The 24,210-nt window shown below is 67.6% G+C and carries 20 protein-coding genes; 16 read left to right on the forward strand and 4 right to left on the reverse strand.

Going from position 1 to position 24,210, the window contains the following annotated elements; translation table 11 throughout:
* The first annotated feature begins 99 nt into the window (after nucleotides 1–99).
* The 16 genes from ASF14_RS13010 (at nucleotide 100) to ASF14_RS13085 (ending at nucleotide 17,090) form a co-directional block, all read left to right on the forward strand.
* Nucleotides 100–2,631: a PAS domain-containing protein gene (locus ASF14_RS13010; protein WP_056435611.1), complete on the forward strand. Its 2,532-nt coding sequence runs from the start codon at nucleotides 100–102 to the stop codon at nucleotides 2,629–2,631.
* Between the two features lie 169 nt (nucleotides 2,632–2,800).
* Nucleotides 2,801–4,453: an MFS transporter gene (locus ASF14_RS13015; protein WP_056435614.1), complete on the forward strand. Its 1,653-nt coding sequence runs from the start codon at nucleotides 2,801–2,803 to the stop codon at nucleotides 4,451–4,453.
* Nucleotides 4,450–5,622, forward strand: a complete 1,173-nt coding sequence (locus ASF14_RS13020) for an HlyD family secretion protein (protein WP_056435617.1) — start codon at nucleotides 4,450–4,452, stop codon at nucleotides 5,620–5,622. The genes ASF14_RS13015 and ASF14_RS13020 overlap by 4 nt, the downstream gene beginning before the upstream one ends.
* Complete coding sequence (locus ASF14_RS13025) at nucleotides 5,619–7,007, forward strand: efflux transporter outer membrane subunit (protein ID WP_056435620.1); 1,389 nt, start codon at nucleotides 5,619–5,621, stop codon at nucleotides 7,005–7,007. Before ASF14_RS13020 ends, ASF14_RS13025 begins: the two co-directional genes overlap by 4 nt.
* Before the next feature lie 84 nt (nucleotides 7,008–7,091).
* The gene (locus ASF14_RS13030; RefSeq protein WP_042485447.1) at nucleotides 7,092–7,517 is read left to right on the forward strand and encodes an organic hydroperoxide resistance protein; all 426 of its coding nucleotides are present in this window, start codon (nucleotides 7,092–7,094) and stop codon (nucleotides 7,515–7,517) included.
* Between the two features lie 73 nt (nucleotides 7,518–7,590).
* The gene (gene gloA / locus ASF14_RS13035) at nucleotides 7,591–8,109 is read left to right on the forward strand and encodes a lactoylglutathione lyase (RefSeq protein ID WP_056435623.1); all 519 of its coding nucleotides are present in this window, start codon (nucleotides 7,591–7,593) and stop codon (nucleotides 8,107–8,109) included.
* 161 nt (nucleotides 8,110–8,270) lie between these two features.
* A complete protein-coding gene (locus tag ASF14_RS13040) occupies nucleotides 8,271–9,728 on the forward strand; it encodes a methyl-accepting chemotaxis protein (RefSeq protein ID WP_056435628.1) in 1,458 nt (485 codons plus the stop codon).
* 89 nt (nucleotides 9,729–9,817) lie between these two features.
* A complete protein-coding gene (locus ASF14_RS13045; protein ID WP_056435631.1) occupies nucleotides 9,818–10,123 on the forward strand; it encodes an STAS domain-containing protein in 306 nt (101 codons plus the stop codon).
* A gap of 12 nt (nucleotides 10,124–10,135) precedes the next feature.
* Nucleotides 10,136–12,379 (forward strand): chemotaxis protein CheA, encoded by a 2,244-nt coding sequence (locus tag ASF14_RS13050; protein ID WP_056435635.1) that lies wholly within the window; start codon nucleotides 10,136–10,138, stop codon nucleotides 12,377–12,379.
* The gene (locus tag ASF14_RS13055; RefSeq protein ID WP_172839597.1) at nucleotides 12,376–13,245 is read left to right on the forward strand and encodes a CheR family methyltransferase; all 870 of its coding nucleotides are present in this window, start codon (nucleotides 12,376–12,378) and stop codon (nucleotides 13,243–13,245) included. The genes ASF14_RS13050 and ASF14_RS13055 overlap by 4 nt, the downstream gene beginning before the upstream one ends.
* Nucleotides 13,245–14,261: a protein-glutamate methylesterase/protein-glutamine glutaminase gene (locus ASF14_RS13060; protein ID WP_042485438.1), complete on the forward strand. Its 1,017-nt coding sequence runs from the start codon at nucleotides 13,245–13,247 to the stop codon at nucleotides 14,259–14,261. The genes ASF14_RS13055 and ASF14_RS13060 overlap by 1 nt, the downstream gene beginning before the upstream one ends.
* An 8-nt stretch (nucleotides 14,262–14,269) precedes the next feature.
* The gene (locus ASF14_RS13065; RefSeq protein WP_237243461.1) at nucleotides 14,270–14,878 is read left to right on the forward strand and encodes a chemotaxis protein CheD; all 609 of its coding nucleotides are present in this window, start codon (nucleotides 14,270–14,272) and stop codon (nucleotides 14,876–14,878) included.
* A 32-nt stretch (nucleotides 14,879–14,910) separates the two neighbouring features.
* Nucleotides 14,911–15,288 (forward strand): response regulator, encoded by a 378-nt coding sequence (locus ASF14_RS13070; protein WP_056436364.1) that lies wholly within the window; start codon nucleotides 14,911–14,913, stop codon nucleotides 15,286–15,288.
* 25 nt (nucleotides 15,289–15,313) lie between these two features.
* On the forward strand, nucleotides 15,314–15,757 hold the full coding sequence (locus tag ASF14_RS13075; RefSeq protein WP_042485432.1) for a chemotaxis protein CheW: 444 nt from the start codon (nucleotides 15,314–15,316) through the stop codon (nucleotides 15,755–15,757).
* A 50-nt stretch (nucleotides 15,758–15,807) separates the two neighbouring features.
* Nucleotides 15,808–16,812 carry a chemotaxis protein CheB gene (locus tag ASF14_RS13080; RefSeq protein WP_056435638.1) on the forward strand — a complete coding sequence of 335 codons (1,005 nt, stop codon included), beginning with the start codon at nucleotides 15,808–15,810 and terminating at the stop codon, nucleotides 16,810–16,812.
* 11 nt (nucleotides 16,813–16,823) lie between these two features.
* A complete protein-coding gene (locus ASF14_RS13085) occupies nucleotides 16,824–17,090 on the forward strand; it encodes a hypothetical protein (protein ID WP_236697066.1) in 267 nt (88 codons plus the stop codon).
* Between the two features lie 30 nt (nucleotides 17,091–17,120).
* Here ASF14_RS13085 and ASF14_RS13090 read toward each other — a convergent pair whose 3' ends face one another.
* From ASF14_RS13090 to ASF14_RS13105, 4 genes are all read right to left on the reverse strand, one after another.
* Complete coding sequence (locus ASF14_RS13090) at nucleotides 17,121–17,624, reverse strand: hypothetical protein (protein ID WP_056435644.1); 504 nt, start codon at nucleotides 17,622–17,624, stop codon at nucleotides 17,121–17,123.
* A 207-nt stretch (nucleotides 17,625–17,831) separates the two neighbouring features.
* Nucleotides 17,832–20,675, reverse strand: coding sequence for a TonB-dependent receptor domain-containing protein (locus ASF14_RS13095; protein WP_056435648.1), 2,844 nt, complete (start codon nucleotides 20,673–20,675; stop codon nucleotides 17,832–17,834).
* A 261-nt stretch (nucleotides 20,676–20,936) separates the two neighbouring features.
* The gene (locus tag ASF14_RS13100) at nucleotides 20,937–21,749 is read right to left on the reverse strand and encodes a ferredoxin--NADP reductase (protein ID WP_056435650.1); all 813 of its coding nucleotides are present in this window, start codon (nucleotides 21,747–21,749) and stop codon (nucleotides 20,937–20,939) included.
* Between the two features lie 85 nt (nucleotides 21,750–21,834).
* Nucleotides 21,835–24,090 (reverse strand): TonB-dependent siderophore receptor, encoded by a 2,256-nt coding sequence (locus ASF14_RS13105; RefSeq protein WP_082442249.1) that lies wholly within the window; start codon nucleotides 24,088–24,090, stop codon nucleotides 21,835–21,837.
* Between the last annotated feature and the right edge of the window lie 120 nt (nucleotides 24,091–24,210).

Consider the following 24,210-nt stretch of genomic DNA (forward strand, 5'->3'; position numbering starts at 1 on the left):
ATCCATCCAGAGCAAGATACCGCCCACCCCCTCTATTCCTGCCGTCAAAGCAACGCTACAGCGACAAACATGCCAGGTTTCGAGGGGGACGGACCGAGGATGATCGCGACTGCCCACGACCCTGCCGACATACCCGCCGGTTTTGCCGCTGTTCTGGCGCGCAGCGGCGAGATGGGTCGGCTGATCGCCGGGCATGACTGGGCCGCGACGCCGCTGGGGCCGATCGCCACCTGGCCGCAGAGCCGGTTGACGGCGATCGCCATCGCGCTTGCCTCCTCGATCCCGATCGCCACCATCTGGGGCCCAGAAGGCATCCTGATCTACAATGCCGGCTATGCCGAATTTTCGGGTGACCGGCATCCGGCGATGCTGGGTGTTCCTCTGGTCGGGGTGTGGCCCGAGGCGGCGGCGTTCAATGCCCAGGTCATCGCCGAGGGGCTGGCCGGCCGCACGCTGGCCTATCGCGACCAGGCGATGATGCTCGATCGCAAGGGCGTGCCCGAGCAGCATTGGCTGGACCTGGACTATACCCCCATCGCCGACGAAAGCGGCCGCCCGGCGGGCATCCTGGCGACCGTGATCGACAGCAGCGCCCGGATGCGCGACCGACAGGATCGCGAGATCGCACTGTCCGCCGCGCGCGAAAGCGAGGCGCGGTTCCGCAACGTCGCCGACCATGCGCCGATCGTCATATGGGTGACCGACACCGACGGCCATTGCACCTATATCAACAGTGCGTGGCAGGTGCAGACCGGGCAGGACGTCGCACAGGGGCTGCATTTCGGCTGGGCCGAGATGCTCCACCCCGACGACCGCCCGTCGGCGGAACGGGCATTCCGCGAGGCGATGGTCGGGCCGCGCGCCTTCCAGACCGAATATCGGCTGGCGCAGGCGCAGGGCGGCTATCATTGGGTGATGGCGTCCGCCGTGCCGCGCTTCGACGATGACGGTGCCTTTCTGGGCATGATCGGAACGGTCGTGGATATCGACGAGCGCCGCCGGGCCGAGGCGACGCTGCGCGACGTCAATGCGGTGCTGGAGCGCCGGGTGATGGAGGCGCTGGCCGAGCGCAAGCTGTTCGCCGACATCATCGATTCCACCGGCACGCTGGTCCAGGTGCTGGGCTTCGACCATCGTTATCTGGCGATCAACCGCGCCGCCGCCGAGGATTTCGAGCGCATCTTCGGCACCCGCCCGCAGATCGGCCAGCACAAGGCCGAGGCGATGGCCGACCGGCCCGAGATCCTGACGGTGATGCGCGATTACTGGACACGCGCGCTGGCGGGCGAGGAATTTTCGGTCATCCAGGCGCTCGACGATCTGACGGGCACGCGGCACCATTACGAACTGCGCTTCAGCCCGCTGGTCTCGGCCGAGGGGACGCCGATCGGCGCCTATCAGTTCGCGACCGATGTTTCGGAACGGCTGGCGCAGCAGGAACGGCTGCACGACATGGAGGCGCAGCTGCGCCAAAGCCAGAAGATGGAGGCGGTCGGCCAGCTGACCGGCGGCATCGCGCACGACTTCAACAACCTGCTCCAGGTCGTGGTCGGCAATCTGGAGATGCTCGACCGGTTCCTGCCGGAGGGCGAGCATCCGCGCGCCAGACGGTCCGCGACCAATGCAATGACGGGCGCGCGGCGGGCCGCCACGCTGACCCAGCGGCTGCTCGCCTTTTCGCGGCGGCAACCGCTGGCCCCGCAATCGGTCGATGCACGGCGGCTGGTCGACGGCTTGTCCGACCTGCTGACCCGGACACTGGGCGAACAGGTGCGCCTGTCGGTCGAATCCGCGCCCGATCTGTGGGTCACGGAGGCCGACCCCAACCAGTTGGAAAGCGCGATCCTGAACCTGGCGGTCAATGCACGCGACGCGATGCCGCATGGCGGCACCCTGTCGATCACGATGCGCAACGCCACGCTGGATGGACAGGCGACGATGGCGGCGGGGCCGGTGCCCTATCCCACCGATCCGGGCGATTATGTCGCCATCGACGTCAGCGACACCGGCACCGGCATGGACCGCGCGACGCTGGGTCGCGTGTTCGAACCGTTCTTCACCACCAAGGAGGTCGGCAAGGGCACCGGCCTGGGCCTTTCGATGGTCTATGGCTTTGCCAAGCAGTCGGGCGGGCAGGTGCAGATCGAATCGCGCCCCGGCGAGGGCACCTGCGTCACCCTGTTCCTGCCGCGCTTCCAGGGCGAGGTGACCGCACCGCTGGACCTGCCCCAGGTCGCCGCGCATCCCGTTCGCGGGTCGGAGACGATCCTGGTGGTCGAGGACGATGCCGATGTCCGTCGCTATTCGACCGAGGCGCTGCGCGAACTGGGCTATGACGTGATCGAGGCGGAGGACGGAGCATCGGCGCTCGCCCTGCTCGATGCGCCCGACGCGTCGCGGATCGCGCTGCTGTTTTCCGACGTGGTGCTGCCCGGCGGGATGACGGGAGCCGACCTGGCCTCGGCCGCGCGGTCGCTGCACCCCGAGCTGAAGGTGCTGTTCACCACCGGCTATGCCCGCGACGTGATCGTCCATGGCGGGCGGCTGGACGCCGGGGTGGCGCTGATCACCAAGCCGTTCGACTTTGCCGATCTGGCGGCGCGGATCAGGGCGATGCTGGACGGCCAATAAGCCAGGCCGGGGCGTGAAGGCGGATGGCCGCCCGCCAAACCATCGGCGTCAAACGGTCCCGCAACACCCTAAAAATCCTCCATTCTTCTGGGGCGATGACCGTGCGCTTTCCCGGACGCACCCGAGTCGGCGGGTTGCGCGTTCAGCGCGACGGGACGAAAGGACGGGGATGGCATCGCGGTTTCGGCAATTCTGGAGCGAGGAGGAATGGTCCTTCGCTCCCCATGAGCGGCCGACCATTCCCGGCTCGCCCGGCAATTTCGATCATCCCAACCGGCGGCGCATCGCATATGGCGTGATCGCGGTGCTGATCGGCCTGACCGGCGGGCTGGGCAATGCGCTGGTCCAGGTGAACACCATCCAGCTCCAGGGTGCGCTGGGGCTCGATCCGACCGAAATCGCGTGGCTGCCCATCGCCTATGTGATGACCAACGCGTCGATCAACCTGCTGCTGATCAAGTTCCGCCAGCAATTCGGCCTGCGCCCCTTCGCGCTGCTGTTCTCGGGCCTTTATACGATCCTGGCCTTTGCCCATCTGTTCGTGCGCGATTTCGCCACCGCCATCGCGGTGCGCGGGGCCAGCGGCATGGCGGCGGCGGCGCTGTCGTCGCTGGGCCTCTATTACATGATGCAGGCGCTTCCGGCGAAATGGCGGCTGAAGGCGATCGTGCTGGGCATCGGCGTGCCGCAATGCGCGACGCCGCTCGCCCGGCTCTTCTCGCCAGAGCTGCTCGCCATGTCGCAGTGGCGCACGCTGTATCTGTTCGAGTTCGGGCTGGCGGCGATCAGCCTGGCCTCGATCATCGCGCTGCGCCTGCCGCCGACTCAGAAACTCAAGGCGTTCGAGCCGCTCGATTTCCTGACCTTCGTGCTTTACGCGCCCGCCATCGGGCTGTTCTGCGCCGTGCTGGGCCAGGGGCGGCTGGTCTGGTGGACGCAGGCCGCGTGGATCGGCTGGGCGCTGGTCATCGCCATCCCGCTCCTGGCGCTCGCCCTGTGGATCGAGCATCACCGGGCCAATCCGCTGCTCAACACGCGCTGGCTGGGGTCGATCGACATCGTGCGCTTCGCCATCGTCACGCTGATGGCGCGCATCGTGTTTTCCGAACAGAATTTCGGCGCGGTCGGCCTGCTGACCGCGCTGGGCCAGAATAACGACCAGTTCGGCACGCTGTTCACCATCGCCTTCATCGCCTCGGTCGCGGGTGTCGTCATGAGCGCGGTGACGCTGAACCCGACCAAGCTGACCCACCCGATCATGTATGCGATCGGGCTGGTCGCCATCGCCGCCTATGCCGACAGCTTCTCGACCAACCTGACCCGCGCGCCCGAGCTGTACGCGACCCAGGCGGTGATCGCCTTTTCGACCACCTTCTTCCTCGGCCCGTCGCTATTGTTCGGCATGACCCGCGCGCTGCAACAGGGGGCCGGACATGTCATCAGCTTCATCGCGCTGTTCGGGATGCTCAATTCGGTCGGCAGTCTGGGCGGCACCGCCCTGCTCGGCACCTATCAGGTGGTCCGCGAAAAGGCGCACAGCGCCGCCATCGTCCAGAATATCGATCCCACCGACCCGCAGGTGACGCAGCGTATCGCGGCGGGCGGCGCGCGGGTGTCGGGCGTGGTCGGCGACCCGACGCTCGCCCGCGCGGAGGGCGCCGCGCTCCTGTCGCAGGCCGCCACGCGCGAGGCGAATATCCGCGCCTATAACGACGTCTTCCGACTGGTCGCCGCACTGGCGGCGGCCGTTACCCTTTTCCTCGCGCTGCTGACCTGGCGGCGTGCGCGCCGCGCCCGTGCGGCGGCCAAGGTGCAGTCATGACCGACACACGATCGCCCGTCTCCCCCACCCCGATGACCGAACAGGCCGCCGCCGAAGCGGGGGTGCCCCCGCCCCCTCCGACGCCGGTGCCGCCGCCTGCTCCATCCTCGGGCTGGCGTCCGCCATCGGGCGGGTGGCGGTCGCGCGCGCTGATCGCGCTGCTGGTCATCGGCGGTATCGCCGCGGTGCTGGCGGCGTGGCGGCTGCCGCCCTTTTCCAGCGATCGCCAGTCGACCGACAACGCCTATGTGCGCGGGCGGACGACGGTGATCGCACCGCAGGTCAGCGGTTACGTCACCGCCGTGCTGGTCAAGGATTTCGAGACGGTTCGCGCCGGTCAGCCGCTGGTACGGATCGACGACCGCATCTATCGCCAGCGCGTCGACCAGGCGACCGCACAGGTGGAGGCGCAGGCCGCCACGCTCGCCAACAGCCGCCAGGCCCAGGCGTCGCGCACCGCCAGCCTCGCCGCGCAGGACGCCGCCGTCGCCAATGCCGAGGCGCAGCTGATGCGCGCCCAGGCCGATATGGCGCGGGTCAACGATCTGGTCACCGACGGCTCGGTATCCTTGCGCGAACGCGACCAGACGCTTGCCGCGCTCCGCCAGGCCCAGGCGCAACTGCGTCAGGCCAAGGCGGCGCGGGAGATCGCCCAGCAGGATGTCCGCACCGTCCAGGTCGGACGCGGCGGGCAGCAGGCAGGCGTGTCGGGCGCGGAAGCCGCACGGCGGCTGGCGCAGATCGACCTCGCCAACACCGTCGTCCGCGCGCCCGAGGATGGCCGCCTGTCCGAAGTCGGCGTGCGGCTGGGTCAATATGTCACGGCGGGCTCGCAGCTGATGTTCCTGGTGCCGCCCGAAACCTGGGTCATCGCCAATTTCAAGGAAGCGCAGACCGCGCGCATGGCGGTGGGACAGCCCGCCAGCTTCACCGTCGACGGCCTGAGCAATGCCCGGCTGAAGGGCCATGTCGAGCGGATCTCGCCCGCCGCCGGTTCCGAATTCGCGGTGCTGAAGTCCGACAACGCCACCGGCAACTTCACCAAGGTGCCGCAGCGTATCGCGGTGCGGATCCGCGTCGATCCGGGCCAGCCCCTGGCCGCGCGCCTGCGCCCCGGCATGTCGGTGCAGGCGAGCGTCGACACGGCTGGCGGGCCGCAGGTGCGATGAGGCACGCCGCTTTCCCCATCGCCGCCGCGCTGCTGCTCGCCGGGTGTATCGGGCCGCGTCCCGCCGCCCCGACGGCCAGCGCCGTGGTGCCGCCGCCCGCCTGGCGCACCACGCTTGGGCCGGGCAGCCCGATCGCGGCCGATTGGTGGCAGGCGTTCGGCGATCCGCAACTGACCTCGCTCGTCACCCGCGCGCTGGCCGACAGCCCCGATCTGGGCAGCGCGGCGGCACGGATCGAGGAGGCGCGCGCCCAGGAACGGCTGGCCCGCGCGCAGCTGTCGCCGAACGTCACGGCGGGCCTGCCGCTGACCGAGGGGCGCACCGTCACCGCCTTCGGCACCGGGCTCGACCAGTTCGGGTCGCAGCCTCTGGTCCAGGCCAGCTATGATTTCGACCTGTTCGGACGGTTGCGCAACGCCCGTGCCGCCGCCCGCGCGCAGCTGCTGGCGACCGAGGCGGCGCGGGACACGGTGCGCCTGGCGCTCGCCGCCGGGGTGGCGAGCGGGTACGTTACGTTGCGCGCGCTCGACCACCGTCTGCACATCGCCGAAGAAACGCTGGCGGCCCGCGCGGATGCGCTGCGCATCGCGCGGCGGCGGGCGACGACGGGCTATACCTCCAACCTGGAACTGCGACAGGCGGAGGGCGAGTATCGCGCGACCGAGCAGCTGGTCGCCGCCGCCCGGCTGGCCGTCACGCGGCAGGAGAATGCCCTGAGCGTCCTGATCGGCGGCGCGCCCGGCCCGATCCCGCGCGGGCTGCCGATCGATCGGCTGGTCCGCCCCGCCATCCCCGATGGATTGCCGTCCGACCTGCTGCGCCGCCGCCCCGACCTGTTCCAGGCCGAACAGGCGCTGGTCGCCGCCGACCGCTCGCTCGACAGTGCGCGCGCGGCGATGCTGCCCAGCCTAGGGCTGACCGGCTCGGCGGGCGTCGTGCTGTCCAGCGCGCTCAAGAACCCGATCACCATCTTCTCGATCGGTGGCAGCGTGCTGGCCCCGATCTTCGACGCCGGGCGGTTGCGGGCGCAGGCCGATGCCAGCGCGGCACGGCGGGACCAGGCCGCCTTTGCCTATCGCCGCACCGCGCTGACCGCGTTTCGCGAGGTGGACGACAGCCTCGCCTCGGTCCGCCGCTCGGGCGAACAGGCGGTAGCGCTCGCCGGGCAGCGCGCGGCGCAGGCGGATGCGCTTCGCATCGCCTCCAACCGCTACCGCGCGGGCTATTCCTCCTATCTCGAACAACTGGATGCGCAGCGCGGTTTGCTGAACGCCGAACTGGCACTGGCCGAGGCGCAGGCCAATCAGCTCACCGCCTATATCACCTTGTATCAGGCGATGGGCGGCGGCTGGTCGCCCGATGCCATTCAGGCGACGGCGCGGTAATAGGGTCGCGATGGAACGCACCGGGCCTTGACGCGCTGACGCCATCGAACCGATTCTGGACCCGATGACCCACAGGAGAGCAACATGGGCGTGAATGTGATCTACAAGACCAAGGCGACGGCGACCGGCGGTCGCGACGGCGCGGCGCGGTCGGAAGACGGCTCGGTCGACGTCAAGCTGGTCGTACCGAAGGAAATGGGCGGCCCCGGCGGCGAAGGCGCCAACCCGGAAAAGCTGTTCGCGGCGGGCTATTCGGCCTGTTTCCTGGGCGCGATGAAGGCGGTGTCGGGCAAGGAAGGCGTGAAGGTCCCGCAGGATGCGACCGTCACCGCCGAGGTCGGCTTCGGCCCACGTGAGGAAGGCGGCTATGGCATCACCGTCGACCTGCTCGTGAACCTCCCCGGCGTCGACCGTGCCGAGGGCGAGAAGCTGATGCATGCCGCGCATGAGGTCTGCCCCTATTCCAACGCGACCCGTAACAATGTGGATGTCGGCCTGACGCTCGCCTGAGCCGTCCCGCTTCGCGCACTCCGAGGCCCTTCGTCCCCAGCGGCGGAGGGCCTCGCCGTTTTCCAAGGACCCCATGATGACGACCCGCCCCGCCGGAACCGAGAGCTTCGCGCTCAACCAGACGATGCTGCGCATCCGCGATCCCAAGCCGTCGCTCGCCTTCTACCAGGACGTGCTGGGCATGACCCTGCTCCAGAAGCTGGACTTCGAGGAGATGCGCTTCTCGCTCTATTTCCTCGCCTATCTGGGCGAAGGCGAGACGATCCCGCAGGACCCCGCCGAGCGCGCCCGGTTCATCTTCAACCGGGAGACGACGCTCGAGCTCACCCATAATTGGGGCACCGAGTCGGACCCCGACTTCAAGGGCTATCACGACGGCAACGGCGATCCGCGCGGCTTTGGTCATATCGGGATCAGCGTCGACGATGTCACCGCCGCCTGCGAACGGTTCGAGTCGCTGGGCGTGACGTTCAAGAAGCGGCCCCAGGACGGCAAGATGAAGGACATCGCATTCATCACCGATCCCGATGGCTATTGGATCGAGATATTGTCGGCAACCGGCATGACCGATAATCGTAATGTGAATCAATAATCCATCAAAGTTCTTCCGGCGTCGTGACGCAGCTGAAACGGGATGTTTACCGTTTCTGCCCATTATGGTCACACGCCGGAGGCCTTGGTGACCGTCTGACCCCTCCGCTGCGCCCGGCGAGTGCATCTGCTCGCTGAAAGGTTTTTGGAGGTTACGCCGCTATGTTGTCCTGGTTTGCCAAGACGGCACCGATTCGTCTCAAATTCGACGTGTTGACCGGTCTTTACGGAACGCTCGCCGCGGTCGGACTGATGGCGACGATCCTTGCTCAAGGTGGCTTTTCGCTGTCGCTGCCGGTCGCCTTCGCCGCCATGGCGCTGGTCGTGTCCCTGATTGCGATGCGGGTCGCGCGCAAGCTGATCTGCGACCCCTATGTCAGCAGCGTCGTGACCATGGAGCAGCTGGCTGCGGGCGACGTCCATCGCGAAATCCTCTATGACGACTATGGGGACTGTGTCGGCCGGATGGCCCGTGCGATGCACGTCTTCCGTCGCAATGCCGCCGAGGTGAAGAAGGCGGGCGAGGCGCAGAAGATCGTCGTCAACGAGCTTGGCAAGGGCTTGGGCGAACTGGCCGACGGCAACCTGACCGAGACCATCCTCACCCCCTTCCCGTCCGAATATGACAAGCTGCGCGTCGACTTCAACCGCGCGATGGAATCGATGGGCCGCGCCATGAGCGCCGTCACGGCCGCCACGCACGGCATCAATTCGGGGGCCAGCGACATCCGCCAGGCCTCGGACGACCTGTCGCAGCGTACCGAGCAGCAGGCCGCCAGCCTGGAGGAAACCGCCGCCGCGATGGACGAGATCACCTCGACCGTCCGCCAGACCGCCGAGGGCGCCAATCGCGCCAATCGCGCCGTCGCCGATGCGCGGATCGAGGCGCAGCAATCGGGGGAGATCGTCCGCCGCGCGGTCGATGCCATGGCCGGGATCGAACGCACGTCGAGCGAAATTTCCGAGATCATCAGCGTCATCGACGGCATCGCCTTCCAGACCAATCTGCTTGCCCTCAACGCGGGCGTCGAGGCGGCGCGTGCCGGTGACGCGGGCAAGGGCTTCGCGGTCGTCGCCTCCGAGGTCCGGGCGCTCGCCCAGCGTTCGGCCGACGCCGCCAAGGACGTGAAATCGCGAATCCTCGCCAGCTCCGAACAGGTCGAATCGGGCGTCAGCCTGGTCAGCGAGACCGGCAAGGCGCTGGAGCGAATCATCGGCCAGATCGCCGAGATCAGCACGCTGGTCGAAAATATCGCCAGCTCGGCCGAGAAGCAGGCGATCGGGCTGCAGGAGGTCAACACCGCCGTGTCCGCGATGGACGGCGTGACTCAGCAGAATGCCGCGATGGTCGAACAGGCCACCGCCGCCGCACGCTCGCTGGCGGTCGAGGCCGATGGCCTGGCACGCGAGATCTCGCGCTTCCGCATCGAGAACCAGCCCGGCCATTTCCCCGCCCCCGTCCAGCCGGTCCATCAGCTGCAGCAGCGCGTGGCCGCCGCCAGCCGCCGGATCGCGCAAGGCGGGCGTCCCGCCGCCGCTCCGGCGCCGATTCAGGCCCCGCCCGCATCTATGGGCAATGCCGCGCTTGCGGTCAGCGACGACGACTGGACCGAATTCTGATCGGCTCGCCCCCGGCATGCGCAGGCGGCCCGGCCGGGGGCAAAGCGTAAAATTCGGTTAACCCACGCTTTCTTAACGACCTTCGCGCCATGCTGCCCCCCGAAACCCGCGACTGGAGTCTCGCCGTGACCGCTCTGTCCCTTGCCCCCGTGCTCGACACCGCCGCCGCCGTTCCGCTGCGTCAGGCGCTGCTCGACCTGATCGCATCGGGCGACCCGATCACGCTCGACGGATCGCAGGTGGCGCAGGCGGGCCAGGCCTGCCTCCAGGTGCTGGCCAGCGCCCAAGCGATGGCGGCGTCGATCCCGACCGATTTCGAACTGAACAGCCCATCCGAGCCGCTGGCTTCGATGATCGCGCTGGCGGGGCTCGACAGCCTCGTCGCCGCCGCCTGAAAGGCCTGACCGATGAACCTCGACGAGATTCAGCAGATTTTCTTCCAGGAATGTGAAGAAGGTCTCGGCGCGCTCGAAACCGCCTTTGCCGACCTGAAGCGTGACCGCCACGATGACGAGACGATCAACACGGTCTTCCGGTCGGTCCACTCGATCAAGGGCGGGGCGGGCGCCTTCGGACATGAGCGGCTCCAGCATTTCTCGCACCATTACGAAACCCTGCTGGACCTGATTCGCAACGGCACGCTGCCGCTGAGCGAACCGCTGATCGACCTGATCGTCGCGGCGTTCGATACGCTGGCCGACCATGTCGCCGCCGCACGCGGCGAGGGCGGCATGCCCGCCGACCAGGCGATGCTCGACCGGCTGGCCGCCGCCGCCCAGGGCGAGATCGGTGGCGCAGCGGCTGCCGTCGCCGAGCCGGAACCCGTCGCCGATATCGCTTTCGCCGCCCCGACCTCCGATGTCGCCGCCGCCGCGCTGGACGATTTCGACGCGCTGTTCGCGATGCTCGAGGACCCGGCCCCCGCCGCAGAACCCGCTGGCCCGGCCGAGTGGATCGTCTCGGTATATCCCGGCCCACGTGCCTTCGACCATGGTGCCGAGCCGATGCTGGCGCTGCGCGAATTGTCGCGCATGGGCGGCCGCACGCTGGCGGCCGACCTGTCCGAGCTGCCGCAGCTCGACGGGCTGGATGCCGAGCGTGCCTATATCGGCGTGACCATGGCGCTGCCGGGTATGCTGGACGAGGACGATATCCGCGCGGTCTTCGACTTTGCCGATCCGCAATGCCGCCTGACCGTCACCCGCGCCGATCCCGCAATGGCCTTCGCCGAGCCCGAGATCGTGGTGGAACCGGCCATTGCCGAGCCGATGGCCGATGTGATCCCGTTGCCGGTCGCGGCCCCTGCGCCCGTGGCGCCGGTCGCCGCACCGGCACCCGCGCCCGTCATCGCCGCGCCTGCTCCGGCGGCGGCCCCCGCCCCCGCCCCGGCTGCGCCGCCCGCACCGGTCGTGTCGGTGGTCGAGGCGGCGAGCAGCCCGCGTGTCGCCGCCGCCGCCGCCCAGACGATCCGGGTGGACCTCGACAAGCTGGATCGGTTGGTCAACCTGGTCGGCGAGCTGGTCATCACCCAGGCGATGCTGGCGCAGCGCCTGTCGGAAAACGAGATGGGCTCGATCCCCGAGCTGTCCGACCTCGACCACCTGACCCGCGAGCTTCAGGATTCGACCATGGCGATCCGCGCCCAGCCGATGAAGACCGTCTTCAGCCGCGTGCCGCGCATCATCCGCGAACTGGAGGTCGAGACCGGCAAGCGTGTCCGCCTGGAAGTCGAGGGCGAGATGACCGAGGTCGACAAGACCGTTGTCGAGCGCATCGGCGAGCCACTGACCCATCTGATCCGCAATGCCGTCGACCATGGCCTGGAAACCCCCGCCGATCGCAAGGCGGCGGGCAAGGACGGCGAGGGCGTCGTGACCTTGTCGGCCGCGCACCAGTCGGGCCGGATCGTCATCACGGTGGCCGATGACGGACGCGGCATCGACCGCGCGCGCGTCAAGGCCAAGGCGATCGAGCGCGGCATCATCGCCCCCGATGCGCAGCTGTCCGAGGAAGAGATCGACAATCTGATCTTCGCCCCCGGCTTCTCGACCGCCGCCGTCGTCTCCAACATTTCGGGCCGCGGCGTCGGCATGGACGTGGTGCGCAAGAACATCCAGGCGCTGGGCGGCCGCATCGGCATCCAGTCCGAACTGGGCAAGGGGTCGAGCTTCTCGCTCAGCCTGCCGCTGACGCTCGCCGTGCTCGACGGCATGATCGTCACCGTCGGCGACCAGACCTTCGTCATCCCGCTGACCCATATCGTCGAGAGCCTGCGTCCGGGCATCGACGAGGTGCATGTCGTGGGCGGCCAGTCGCCGCTGCTCGACGTGCGCGGCACCTATGTCCCCGTCCACCGCGTCGGCGAGCAGCTGGGCGTGACCGGCGCGATCGCCAAGCCCGAAAACGCGGTGCTGATCGTGGTCGAAAGCGACCAGGGCCAGGCGGTGCTGATGGTCGACTCGATCCAGGACCAGCGTCAGGTGGTCGTGAAGAGCCTGGAGGCGAACTACCGCGCCATTCACGGGCTGGCCGGTGCGACCATCCTGGGCGACGGCCGGGTCGCGCTCATTCTCGATGTCGATGCGCTGATCGGCCGCTGGCGCCGCGACGGACGCGGGCCGAGCGCCTTCCTCGAGGACATGGCCGCGTGAACGCACTCGCCGCCCTGGCGTCGCGCGAACCGCAGCGGGAGATGGAGTTCGCCTTCTCGGCGTCCGACCACCGCGCGATCGCCGACATCATCTACGCCGAATCGGGCATCCTGCTGCCCGAGAGCAAGGCGAAGCTGATCTATGGGCGGCTGGCCCGGCGCCTGCGCGCCTGCGGGCTGAGCAACTTCCCCGATTATCTCGCGCTGATCGCCAGCGATCCGGCCGAGCGGGCCCGCGCGGTCGACTCGCTGACCACGAACCACACCTCCTTCTTCCGCGAGAATCATCATTTCGAACATTTCCGCGACCAGCTCTGGCCCGGCTTCTCGCAGCGTCTGGCGAGCGGCGGGCGGGTGCGGGTCTGGTCCGCCGCCTGTTCCAGCGGCGAGGAACCCTATTCGCTGATGATGACGATCGCGGGCCAGGATGTCCGCGCCGCTGAGAAGCTGGCGACCCAGGATTTCCGCGTGCTGGCGACCGACCTGTCGCCCAGCGTGATCGCGACCGCACGCGCGGGCCGCTATCCGCTGGACACCACCCGCGCCATGCCCGCCGCGATGCGATCGACCTGGTGTCGCCGCGTCGGCGATACGGACGAACTGCTCCCCGCGCTGCGCAACCCGATTGCGTTTCGTGAACTCAACCTGCTTCGCAACTGGCCAATGCGGCGGCCCTTCGATGTGATCTTCTGCCGCAACGTCATGATCTACTTCGACGACCCGACCAAAGCCCAATTGCTCGCCCGCTTCGCCGACCAGCTGGTCGACGGCGGCACCCTTTATATTGGTCATGCCGAGCGCATCCCGCCGGAAGTATCGGCGCGCTTTCACTGCATCGGTCGCACCGCTTTCCAGAAAGTATCCTGATGGCCGTACGTACCCTGATTGTCGACGATTCCCCCACCATGCGAGCGCTGATCGCGGGCATGCTGAGTCGCGACCCCGATATCGAAGTGGTCGGCGCCGCCAACGGCCCGCACCAGGCGCGTGAGATGATCAAGGCGCTCGATCCCGATGTCATCACGCTGGACGTCGAGATGCCCGACATGAATGGCCTCGATTTCCTCGAGCGTGTGATGCGGCTGCGTCCGATGCCGGTCGTCATGCTCTCCACCCTGACCCAGGCGGGTGCGGACACCACGATCCGCGCGCTGGAGTTGGGCGCGGTCGAATGCTGCGCCAAGCCCGCTACCAACTGCATCGACCCGCGCATCGCCGAAAGCGTGAAGGCCGCCGCCAGCAGCCGCCGGATCCGCGTGCGCGACATGGCGCCCGCCGCGCCCACGCCGATGGCTGATTTCAAGCCGATCCCCGGCTCGCTGATCGCGATCGGCGCGTCGACCGGCGGCGTCGAGGCGCTGATCCAGGTGCTGAGCGGCTTTCCGGCCAACTGCCCGCCGACCGTCATCTGCCAGCATATGCCCGCCACCTTCACCACCAGCTTCGCTGCCCGGCTCGACCGGCTGTCCAAGCCGACCGTGACCGAGGCGCGTCATGGCCAGCCGCTGGTGGCGGGCCATGTCTATCTGGCGCCCGGCGGCACGCATCACATGGAGGTGGGCGGCGTCGATGGCCAGTATCGCGCGCGCCTGATCCCCGACGATCCGGTCAGCGGCCATCGTCCCTCGGTCGACCGACTGTTCCACAGCGTCGCCAAGACGGTCGGGGCCAAGGCGGTGGGCGCCATCCTGACCGGCATGGGCCGGGACGGGGCGGACGGCCTGCTCGCCATGCGCGGCAAGGGCTGCATGACCATCGGCCAGGATCGCGACAGCTGCGTCGTCTATGGCATGCCCGGCGTCGCCCAGGATATCGGCGCGGTGACCAGGCAGCTGACGCTGACCCGGATCGCGCCCGCACTGATCGACCGGTGCCGGGCGTGATCCAGGCCATGCCCCATCAGCCGCCGCCCTTCGCCCCGCCGCCCCAGCCTTCCCCGCTGACCCGGCTGGCGAACCGCGACGGGCTTCGCCGAATCAACGTCATCCAGGGCGAGACGCGAGTCAGCCAGGACAAGGACGTGGTGCTGACGACCGTGCTCGGCAGCTGCATTTCGGCGTGCCTGTACGATCCGATCGCCGGAATCGGCGGATTGAATCACTTTTTGCTCGCCGAACCGGGCGTCGCGGAAACCGATCCTAAATCCATGCAGCGCTATGGTGTGTATGCGATGGAAGTTCTGATCAACGCGATGATGGCGCTCGGCGCACAGCGGCACAGCCTGAAGGCCAGGCTGTTCGGTGGCGCGATGATGCGTGACGGCTTTCGCGACATCGGCACCGCCAATGCGCAGTTCGCCCGCCGCTTCCTGGCGGACGAGCGGATCGCACTGGTCGGTGAGGATGTCGGCGGCGTCAGCGCCCGCCGCGTCGAGTTCCGCCCGGCACTCGGCCTGGCCCGGTGCCGCCACGTGACCGACACGGCCATGCCGCCGCCGCGCGCCGCGCGACCCGTTCCGCCACCCCCACCCGCCGCGACCGGCGATGTGGAATTCTTCTAATGTCTCTCGATCCTCACCGGAAAGGCCAGTTCGTGTCCCAACTCATCATGACCGTGGACGATTCGCCCAGCATGAGAATGCTTCTGCGCGCCGCGCTCACCGATATGGGATATCGGGTGCTCGAGGCCGAGGACGGCGTTCATGCGCTCGACACGCTGGACGGAGTCACCGCCGACACCGCGCCCGATCTGGTGATCACCGACATCAACATGCCCCGCATGGACGGTTTTGGCCTGATCGAGGCGCTGCGCCGCCAGCCCGGCCACCGCAACCTGCCGATCCTGGTGCTGACCACCGAAAGCTCCGACGAGAAGAAGGCCCGCGCGCGCGAGGCGGGGGCGACCGGCTGGATCGTCAAACCCTTCAACCCCGAAAAGCTCGCCGCGGCCATCCGCCGCGTGCTGCACTGATCCCCTGATCCCGAGGAACCCCACCATGTCGCGTCAGCTCATCACCTTCCAGCTCGGCGACCAGATACTGGGCGTCGACATCATGGCCATCCGCGAGATCCGCGCCTGGTCGCCCGCGACCCCGCTGCCCAACGTCCCCGCCCATGTGCGCGGCGTGGTGAATCTGCGCGGCGTGGTCCTGCCGGTGCTCGACCTGCGCCACCGGCTGGGTTGGGGCGTGACCGATCCCAGCGCGCGCCATGTCATCATCGTGGTGCGGATCGGCGAGCAGCTTCAGGGCCTGATCGTCGATGCGGTGAACGACATCGTGACCATTCCCCCCGAAGCGATGCAGCCGCTGCCCGACATGGGCGACGCGACGGCGGCGCATTATCTGGAAGGGCTGGCCACGATCGAACAGCGGCTGATCCTGATCCTGGCGCTTGATCGCCTGACCGATAGCGTGACATTGACGGCCGAAGCCGCGTAATCGCATGTTTTTCAAGACGTAACGGCGTTTCCGTTGGAAGGTATTGAGTAATGGCGGACGTTAAGGTTCTGGTCGTGGACGACTCGCTGACGATGCGGGTCCTCATCTCGGGCGCGCTCGAACGCATCAAGGGCGTGCAGGTGGTGGGTGCCGCCGACGGTGCGGCCGAAGCGCGCAAGATGGTCGACCAGTATCGCCCCGAGGTGATGACGCTGGACGTCGAGATGCCCGGCATGAGCGGCCTGGAATATCTCGCCGAGATCATGGAGGAGCGGCCGATGCCGGTCATCATGTTCTCGACCCGGACCGCTGCCGGCGCCGCGGAATCGGTCGAGGCGCTGCGCCTCGGCGCGATCGACTGTTTCCCCAAGCCCAAGGTCGCGGTGCAGGCCGAACTGGACGCGATCATCGGCAAGCTGGGCAAGCGCATCAAGTCGGCGCGCAATGCCGATCTGAAGCGCGGCAAGGCCGCCAAGAGCCGCAAGGGCCCCGTCGCCGACATCAACTGGAACGGCCGCCTGCTGGCGATCGGCGCGGATGCCGCCAATACCCAGGCGCTGTTCGACCTGTTCCAGAACTTCCCCGCCAACTGCCCGCCGACCCTGGTCGTGCAGCAGATGTCGCCGGGCCTGCTGACCCCGATGATCGAGCAGCTGCGTGAGCAGATCGCGCCCAAGGTCGTCGAGGCGACCGACGGGATGAAGGTGGAACAGGGCACCATCTATTTCGCGCCGCAGGGCGATACGCATATGGTCGTCGATACCTGGCCGAACGGCACATTGCGCCTGTTGGCCCGCGAGCCGGTGGCGGGCGAGCGTCCGTCCATCTCGCTGCTCTTCGCCTCGGTCGCCAAGGCGGCGGGCGGCAACGGCCTGGGCGTGCTGCTGGCGCTGGACGACGAGGACGGCTCGGCGGGTCTGCGCGCGATGCTGGCGGGGGGCGCCTATGCCATCGGCCGCAACGGCACCGACTTCACGCTGAACAAGGGCGCGGTGTCGCAGCCGGTGGCGGGCGATGCGATCTTCGCCAACATCGTGAAACTGTGCAGCAAATGACGGAGGGGGCCATGGAACCGGCCCTTGCCCGGGCGCTGGCGGACGAGCTGGTCGAACTGACCCGTTCGCTCGCCGACCTGGCCTATGAACTGGGCAGCGATCCCGACACGCTGCGCCGCCATATGGTCAGCATCCAGGCGGTCGACCGGATCACACAGTCGCAGCTGGCGATCGCCGATATCCTGCGGTCCGACGCGCCGGTCGCGGCGCGGATCGACGGGGTGACGCTGGAGACGCTGGCCGACCGGCTGCGCACGCGGATGGCCAAGGCGGCCTGACACCGCCGCCCCGGCCCTCGCTCTTATCCGTCAGGCGACCGGTTTGGCGGCCATCGCCGGGCGCATCGCGATCCGCTCGACCAGCGGGCGCAGACCCTCCAGCCATTGCCCGACCGAGGCGCGCGTCCCCTCGCTCAGGCTCAGCAGCGCCAGCCGACGATCGGTCGGATGCGGCGTGCTGTGGAACATTCCCATCGATACCAGCATGTTGATCCAGCGGACCGCCGTGGTGCGCGGCACGCCCGAGGCGCGGTAACAGGCGCTGGTTTCCACGCTGCGTCCCGCTTCTTCCTCCAGGAAGACGAACAGCAGCATGTCGAACGCCGGATCGGCGAACAGGTCCGGGTTGAAGAATCCCCCGATCCCCTCCCGCGCGGCGCGCAGGACCAAACCGATATCAGCCGAACTGATCCGCTTTTCATGATCCTGACGGACCATCGATTCCACGGCGGCGAGTTCGTCCCGAATCCGGCGAAGGCGATCGTCGATCGCATCCCCCAGATCGTCGACCTGCCCGTGATAGCGGTCACTCATGACCTCTCCGCCCCGATCCATGTACCCCCCGCTATCGACGCCGGCCGACATCACTTCATCGGATTTATTCCGTTTCCGTAGCAGCGCCGCAATTCCTAAGGGGGCGGGATGCCAGCGAAATTAGTCTAGGTTAACCAAAATCTTGCGCTAGCGATCCCAATTTGATCCTGTTTCGGATGTGCTTTTCCTGACAAAGGGCCTGATCTTTCAGAAGAACAGCTTGCGGATCGACAATCGGACGGTTCGGCCCAGCGGATCGAGATAGCCCGGCTGATAGCCGATCGGCACGGTACCATTGGCATCGGTCACGCGCTGCCGCTGGTTGAACAGATTGTCGAAGGACAGGCTGACCCGCGTCCCGCGCAGCCAGGGATGCGCCTTCAACAGGTCCAGCCGCTGGCCCAGATCGGCGAACAGGCGCAGGTCGACCGTCGCCAGGCTGCCGAAATCGAGCGCCTGCGGATTGGCGGGGGTGCCGCCATTGACCCGCGTCGCGCTCTGCCAATTGCCCGACAGGCGCACGCCGATGCCGTTGTTGGAATAGCCCGCCTGCGCTTCCAGCTGATGGCGCGAGGTGCCGCCGCTCGACCCGATTGCATCGCCGCGCAGCAGATCGAGGACCGGGCCACCCTCTGCCACCGTCACCCGGTCGGCAAAGGTCCAGGTGTGATAGAGCGCGAACTGCACGCGCCCGCCACCGCCGCCGCGTCCGCCACCAAAGCCGCCGCCCCGGAAACCACCGCCGCCCGGGCCGCCACCGGGTCCGCCCGCGCCGGGACCACCCGGACCGCCAGGCCCACCCGCACCCGGTCCATCGGGACCGCCCTGCCCCTCGCGACGCGGGCCTTCGCCGTCGCCACGACGGCCGGGAAAGTTCAGCCCGGCAAAGGGATTGGGGCCGGTACCGGCACGGAACGCCTCCAGCTCCTTCTGGATCTTCGACTTGATCGGCCTGGAGACGTTGAAGCCCCAGCGCAGCTGCGACCGCTCGGTGTTCGCAAAGTTGATCGGGCGCGAATCGACGCGCAGCAGGTTGCCCGCGGCATCGCGCGTGAAACGGTCGGGGAACGCCGCCTCGATCGCGGCGGTCGGCGTCGGGAAGGACGCGATCGGATCGTCGGTGTCGATCCGGTAATAATTGGCGGTCAGGTTGATGTCGCGGTCGCGCCACGGCTTCAGCGTCAGGCCCAGCTTCATGACATGGCGATTGTCCGCGACCAGATTCGGATTGCCGCCCGTCACCGCCGTGATCGTCGCGGTCGTGCCGCGCACATAGTCGAACAGGCGGACATTGGGCGTGGTGATCGACGGGTTGCCGAGCTGCTGCGCGGTCGGGGCATCCTCCTGATCGGTCCAGGAGGCGATGACGCGCACGCCCTCCAGCGGCGACCAGTTGGCGCCATAGCCGACCGTGGTCAGCGTGCCGAAGTCCGACAGGTGATCCGCCCCGACATTCAGGTTCAGCGACAGGTCCCCGATCGCGCTCAGGATCTGGCGGTTACGATTGGCGATCGGCAGGTCCAGATTGGCCTGGCCGTTGACGATGTCGCGCGACACGTCACCCGATTGTGGAATGCCGAACCGGGTCGAGCTGCTGGAGAAATCGCTGGTCTGCCCGCCGACCTTCACGCTGGCCTGCACATCGCCCGCGGGCAGCGCGAAGACCCGGCCGTTGAGCAGCGCATCGACCTGCCCCGACGAAGAGGTCGACCGCGCGAAATTGCGCGCCGCCAGACCCAGTCCGTCGAGCGGTCCGTAAGGATTGGCGGTCGGATCGCCCGCGTTCAGCCTGGCCTGCAACCCCGCCACGTCCAGTCCGGTATCGGTGGCCACCCGGCTCTCGGCCCGGTCATAGGCGCCCGTCACCGACCAGCGCCACCGGCCCAGATCGCCGTTGAACACCGTGCCCAGATGCGCGGTCAGCCCGGTATTGTTCTGGACCAGAGGGCCATAGGCATTGGTCAACCGGCTGACCGTCGCGGTCGTCCCGAAGGGCGAATAGGGATTGCCCGCAGGCAGCAGCAGATTGGCCGAGGGCAGGCCGTTCCAGCTGTTGCTCTGCGTCGTCTGCACCTCGGCATTGAACGAGGCGGACACCTTGTCGAAGATGTTGCGTGAATAGACGATGTTGGCGTCCCATTGCCGCTGCGCCGATTGCAGCGTGCGATAGGGGGTGACGTCGGTGCCGGTCGCCGGGCTGCCCGCGAGCTGCGCCAGCGACGGCGCGGCGGTCAGCCCGCCGGGCACGCCCACCACGCTGGGGCTGGTGCCGGTCAGCGCGGCGAGGGCGGGATCGGCGGTGACGATATTGCCGCCCAGCGACGCATTCGAGGCGGGTGCGACGATGCCGCGCTCCGCCTCGGTCAGGCGCGAGGTTTCGGAATAATCGGTGTGGATGCTCAACCGCTTGTCGCGGCGGATCTGCAACCAGTCGAGCTTGCCCTGCCCCGTCGCCGAGCCGCCCTCGGTCGGCACCTTGCCCACCGCCTCGGCCGCCAGCGAGCGGAAGCGCGGGCGCAGGACGAAGTTCACCACCTTCTGGTCGGCGCGATAGCCGTATTTCAACGCGACTTCCTCGGGGAAGATATCGACGCGCTGGATGGCCTCGGTCGGCAGATCGCGAATCTCCTGGAAGCCCGCGATACGGCGACCGTTGAGCAGGATCACCGGCGATCCGCCGCGCCCGCTGGTCGTCTGCGGCGCGAGTTCGGTGAGCAGGTCGGAGACGCTCGACACGCCATAGGAGCGGATATCGGCGGGGCTGAGCTGCTGGTCGGGCGGGATGTCGCCGATCACCTTGCCCGGTTCGCGCCGCGCGGTGACGACGACGTCGGGTTCGGCCTCCTCGCCTTCCTCCTCGGCCTCGGGCTGTGCCTGGGTACGGGCCGGGCTGGCCGTCTGCGCTTGCGGTGTCGCGGTCGCGGTCGCCGGGACGGCGGGGGTGGAAGCCGTCGAAGGGGGCGGGGCCTGCGGGGCGGGCTCGGTCGAAACCTGCGCCTGCGCGATCGCCGGCATCGCACTCGCCAGCATCAAACCCGCCCAAAGCCGCATGTCCGTCCCTTTTCCCTTGTCCAAGGCTTGGGCGTTAGGACGCAAATGTCGCACAAATGTGCCGCCTGCGATGACAAATGTCGCGAGAGCGATGCAGACAGCAGGCTGGGAAACACGCTCCTTCCTCCCCTGTAAGGGGAGGGGGACCAGCGAAGCTGGTGGAGGGGTGTCGCCGGTTGCGAGGAACTGTTCCATCACAACGGGTTACACCCCTCCGTCAGGGCTTCGCCCTGCCACCTCCCCTTCCAGGGGAGGAAAGGGTCAGCCCGCGAACGCCTTTTCGATCACGTACGCGCCCGGCTGCGCGTTGGAGCCTTCGGGGAAGCCCATTTCCTCGAACTTGGCGCCCAGCGACTTGATCATCTCCATGCTGCCGCACATCATGATCCGGTCGGTTTCCGGGTTGAAGCCATGCGCGCTAGGCAGCCCGGCGAACAGGCGCCCATCCTCGATCAGCGCGTCGATGCGGCCGGTCGTGTGGAACGGTTCGCGCGTGACGGTCGGGATATAGTGGAACTTCTCCTGCGCGACGTCGCCGACCAGCGGATCCTCGGCCAGCTTGCCCGCCAGCTCGTCATGGAAGGCCAGGTCGCTGACCCGGCGCACCGAGTGGACGATGATGACCTCGTCGAACATGTCATAGATGTCCGGGTCGCGCGCCACCGACAGGAACGGCGCCAGGCCGGTGCCGGTCGACAGCATGAACAGCCGCTTGCCGGGCAGCAGCGCGTCGGCCACCAGGGTGCCGGTCGGCTTGCGGCCCAGATAGATGTTGTCGCCCGGCTGCACCTTTTGCAGCTTACTGGTCAGCGGGCCGTCCTCGACCTTGATCGACAGGAAATCCAGCTTCTCGTCATAGGACGGGCTGGCGACCGAATAGGCGCGGAGCAGCGGCTTGCCGTTGTCGCCCTGCAAGCCGATCATCACGAACTCGCCCGAACGGAAACGGAAGCTGTCGGGGCGCGACACCGAGAAGGAGAAGAGATGCTCGTTCCAGTGATGGACGCTCTGAACCGTCTCGACGCTCAGCGCCGTGGTCGGGGTCAGTTCGGGCAGGGCAGTATCGGTCGACAAACCTCAAAACTCCTTTGCGCCCCTTGCCCGCCGATCGGTCGGTGGGACGGGCGGATACGTCAAATGCGAATGAATCGGGTGCGCCTTACCAAGAATAGCGCAGGCTGCCTACAAAGGTCCGCGATGCCCCGTAATAGCAGCCATTGTTGAAGAAACAGCTGGTGATGTGCCGCCGGTCGAACAGGTTGGCGACATTGGCGGTCAGGCTCAGCCCCTCCATCGCCGGGCTGACCCGGCCGAGATCGTAACCCAGCATCAGGTCGGCCAGCCAGTAATCGGGCGACTGGAAGCGGCGGACGACGGTACGGCCCGCAGCGACGGTGGTCGCGGTGCCATCCGATTCGCCGACATAGCGCACCCCTGCCCCCAGGCTCAGGCCGCCCAGCGCGCTGCCGACACCCGCCTTGCCCAAATCATAGGACAGGAAGCTCGACGCGCTCCATTGCGGCACGCCCAACGGCCGCGTGCCGGTGACGCCGCTCATCTGGTCGCCGGTGCCGACCACGGGCGTGCCCTGCCGGACATAGGGGTCGTTATAGGTGGCGGCGACGACCACGTCGAAGCCGGGGGCAACCGTGCCGCGCCCGTCCAGCTCGATCCCGCGCACCGAGACTTCGCCGATCTGCACCTGCGAATTGCTGGGGATATTGCCGGTGCCCGCGCGCGGATCGGCGACCGGCACGTTGCGACGGCGCAGGTCGAAGGCGGACAGGGTGAACAAGGCGGTCGTGCCGCGCGGCTGATATTTCAGCCCGGCCTCATATTGGCGGCCGGTGACGGGGATGAAGTTGCTGCCGTCCCAGGTGCTACCCGCCTGCGGCTCGAAGCTTTCCGAATAGCTGACGAAGGGCGAGAGGCCGATCTTCGTTTCATACAGCGCGCCCAGCCGGGTGGTGAACGCCGTCTGGTTCAGACGAGCGACGGCATTGGTGTTCAGATTCTGCGTCGTCTGGTTGTAGGTGTCCCAACGCCCACTGGCGATCAGTTGCAGGCCGCCGATCGCGATCTGGTCCTGCAGATAGACGCCGACCTGATCGCGCTTGGTGTAATTGTGGGTCTGATTGATCGGGAAGCTGGGCAGCGGTACGCCGTAAACCGGCGCGAACAGGCTGAGATTGGGGATGTTGAACACCGGGTTCGCATTCTGCCCGGTGTAGAAGGCCTGGTAGTTCTCGCCGCGATTATGCTGCCAGTCGACGCCGCCCAATATGGTGTGCTTGACCGGGCCGGTATCGAGCTTGCCGACCAGATGATTGTCGATCGTGAAGGTCTGGAACGCTTCATCCGATCCGCCGCCGCCGCGTTGCAGGGTCGAGAAGTCGCTATTCCCGCCGCGCGTGACATAGCCCGAACCATAGATCTGCCGGTAATGCAGCCCGATTGCGAGGTAACGCGCGTTGGTGGTCCAGCTCAGCCGGTCGTTCAGGTCATGGCGGAACAGGATCGTCGCCGATTTCTGCGTCCGGTCGAACGCCTCGTAGGACGGCTCCGAGGTGTTGAAATCGACCGGCAGCACGCCGAACGGATTGGGCAGCGCCGAGCCATAGACGGGTACGCCGCTATACGACCCCGACTCGGGATCGCGCTGATAGTTGAGGATCAGCGTCACGCTAGTCGCCGTGTCGGGCGCAAAGGTCAGCATGGGGCGCGCATAATAGCGGCGATTGGCGGTGTTGCGGATGAAGCCGTCCGATTCCTCAGCGCCTGCGATCATGCGGAACAGCCAGCGGTCATTCTCATCGAGCGGCTGATTCACGTCGATGCTCGAGCGCAGCAGCGCATAATTACCCGCCGCCAGCTCGATCCGCCCGCCGGCCCCCGCATAGGGCAGCTTGCTGGTCAGGTTGACGAGGCCGCCGGGCGTGCCCGAGCCATAGGTGACGCCCGCCGGGCCCTTCACCACATCGACCGACTCGACCAGATGGAAATCGATCTGCGGGCTGGCATAGACGCCGCCCATCAGCCGCATCCCGTCCATGAACACGCCGGGTGCGAAGCCGCGCAGGAACAGCTGGTCGTAGCGGGTGGCGACATTGCCGCGCTGGTTGGGCGCGACGCCCGCGACATAGCCGAGCGCCTGGTTGATCGACAGCGCGTTGCGCCGGGTCAGTTCCTCCTGGTCGATCACGGTAATGCTCTGCGCCGTCGCGATCAGCGGCACGTCGGTCTTGGTGCCCGAGGACGCGCTCTTCTTCTCGCGCTGCCCCTCGACCACGATGTCCTCGTTGCGCAGCCGCTGCGGGTCCTCGTCGGGCAGCGTCATCGCATGGGCAGGAAGCGCGCTGCCCAGCATTCCCCCGGTGGCGCACGCTGCCAGCAGCGCTCCGCGAAGTGCGCGCATAAATTTACTCCCTGCTATTGATAGTGACTCTCAAATGCTGCTAAAGCGACGCGATCGGGATGACAAGGGGAAAGCGCGGGTGGCATCGGGCCAAGCCATTGACGAACAAGGCGGAGGCCG

It is taken from the genome of Sphingomonas sp. Leaf257 (assembly GCF_001422185.1).
Lineage (GTDB): Bacteria > Pseudomonadota > Alphaproteobacteria > Sphingomonadales > Sphingomonadaceae > Sphingomonas > Sphingomonas yabuuchiae.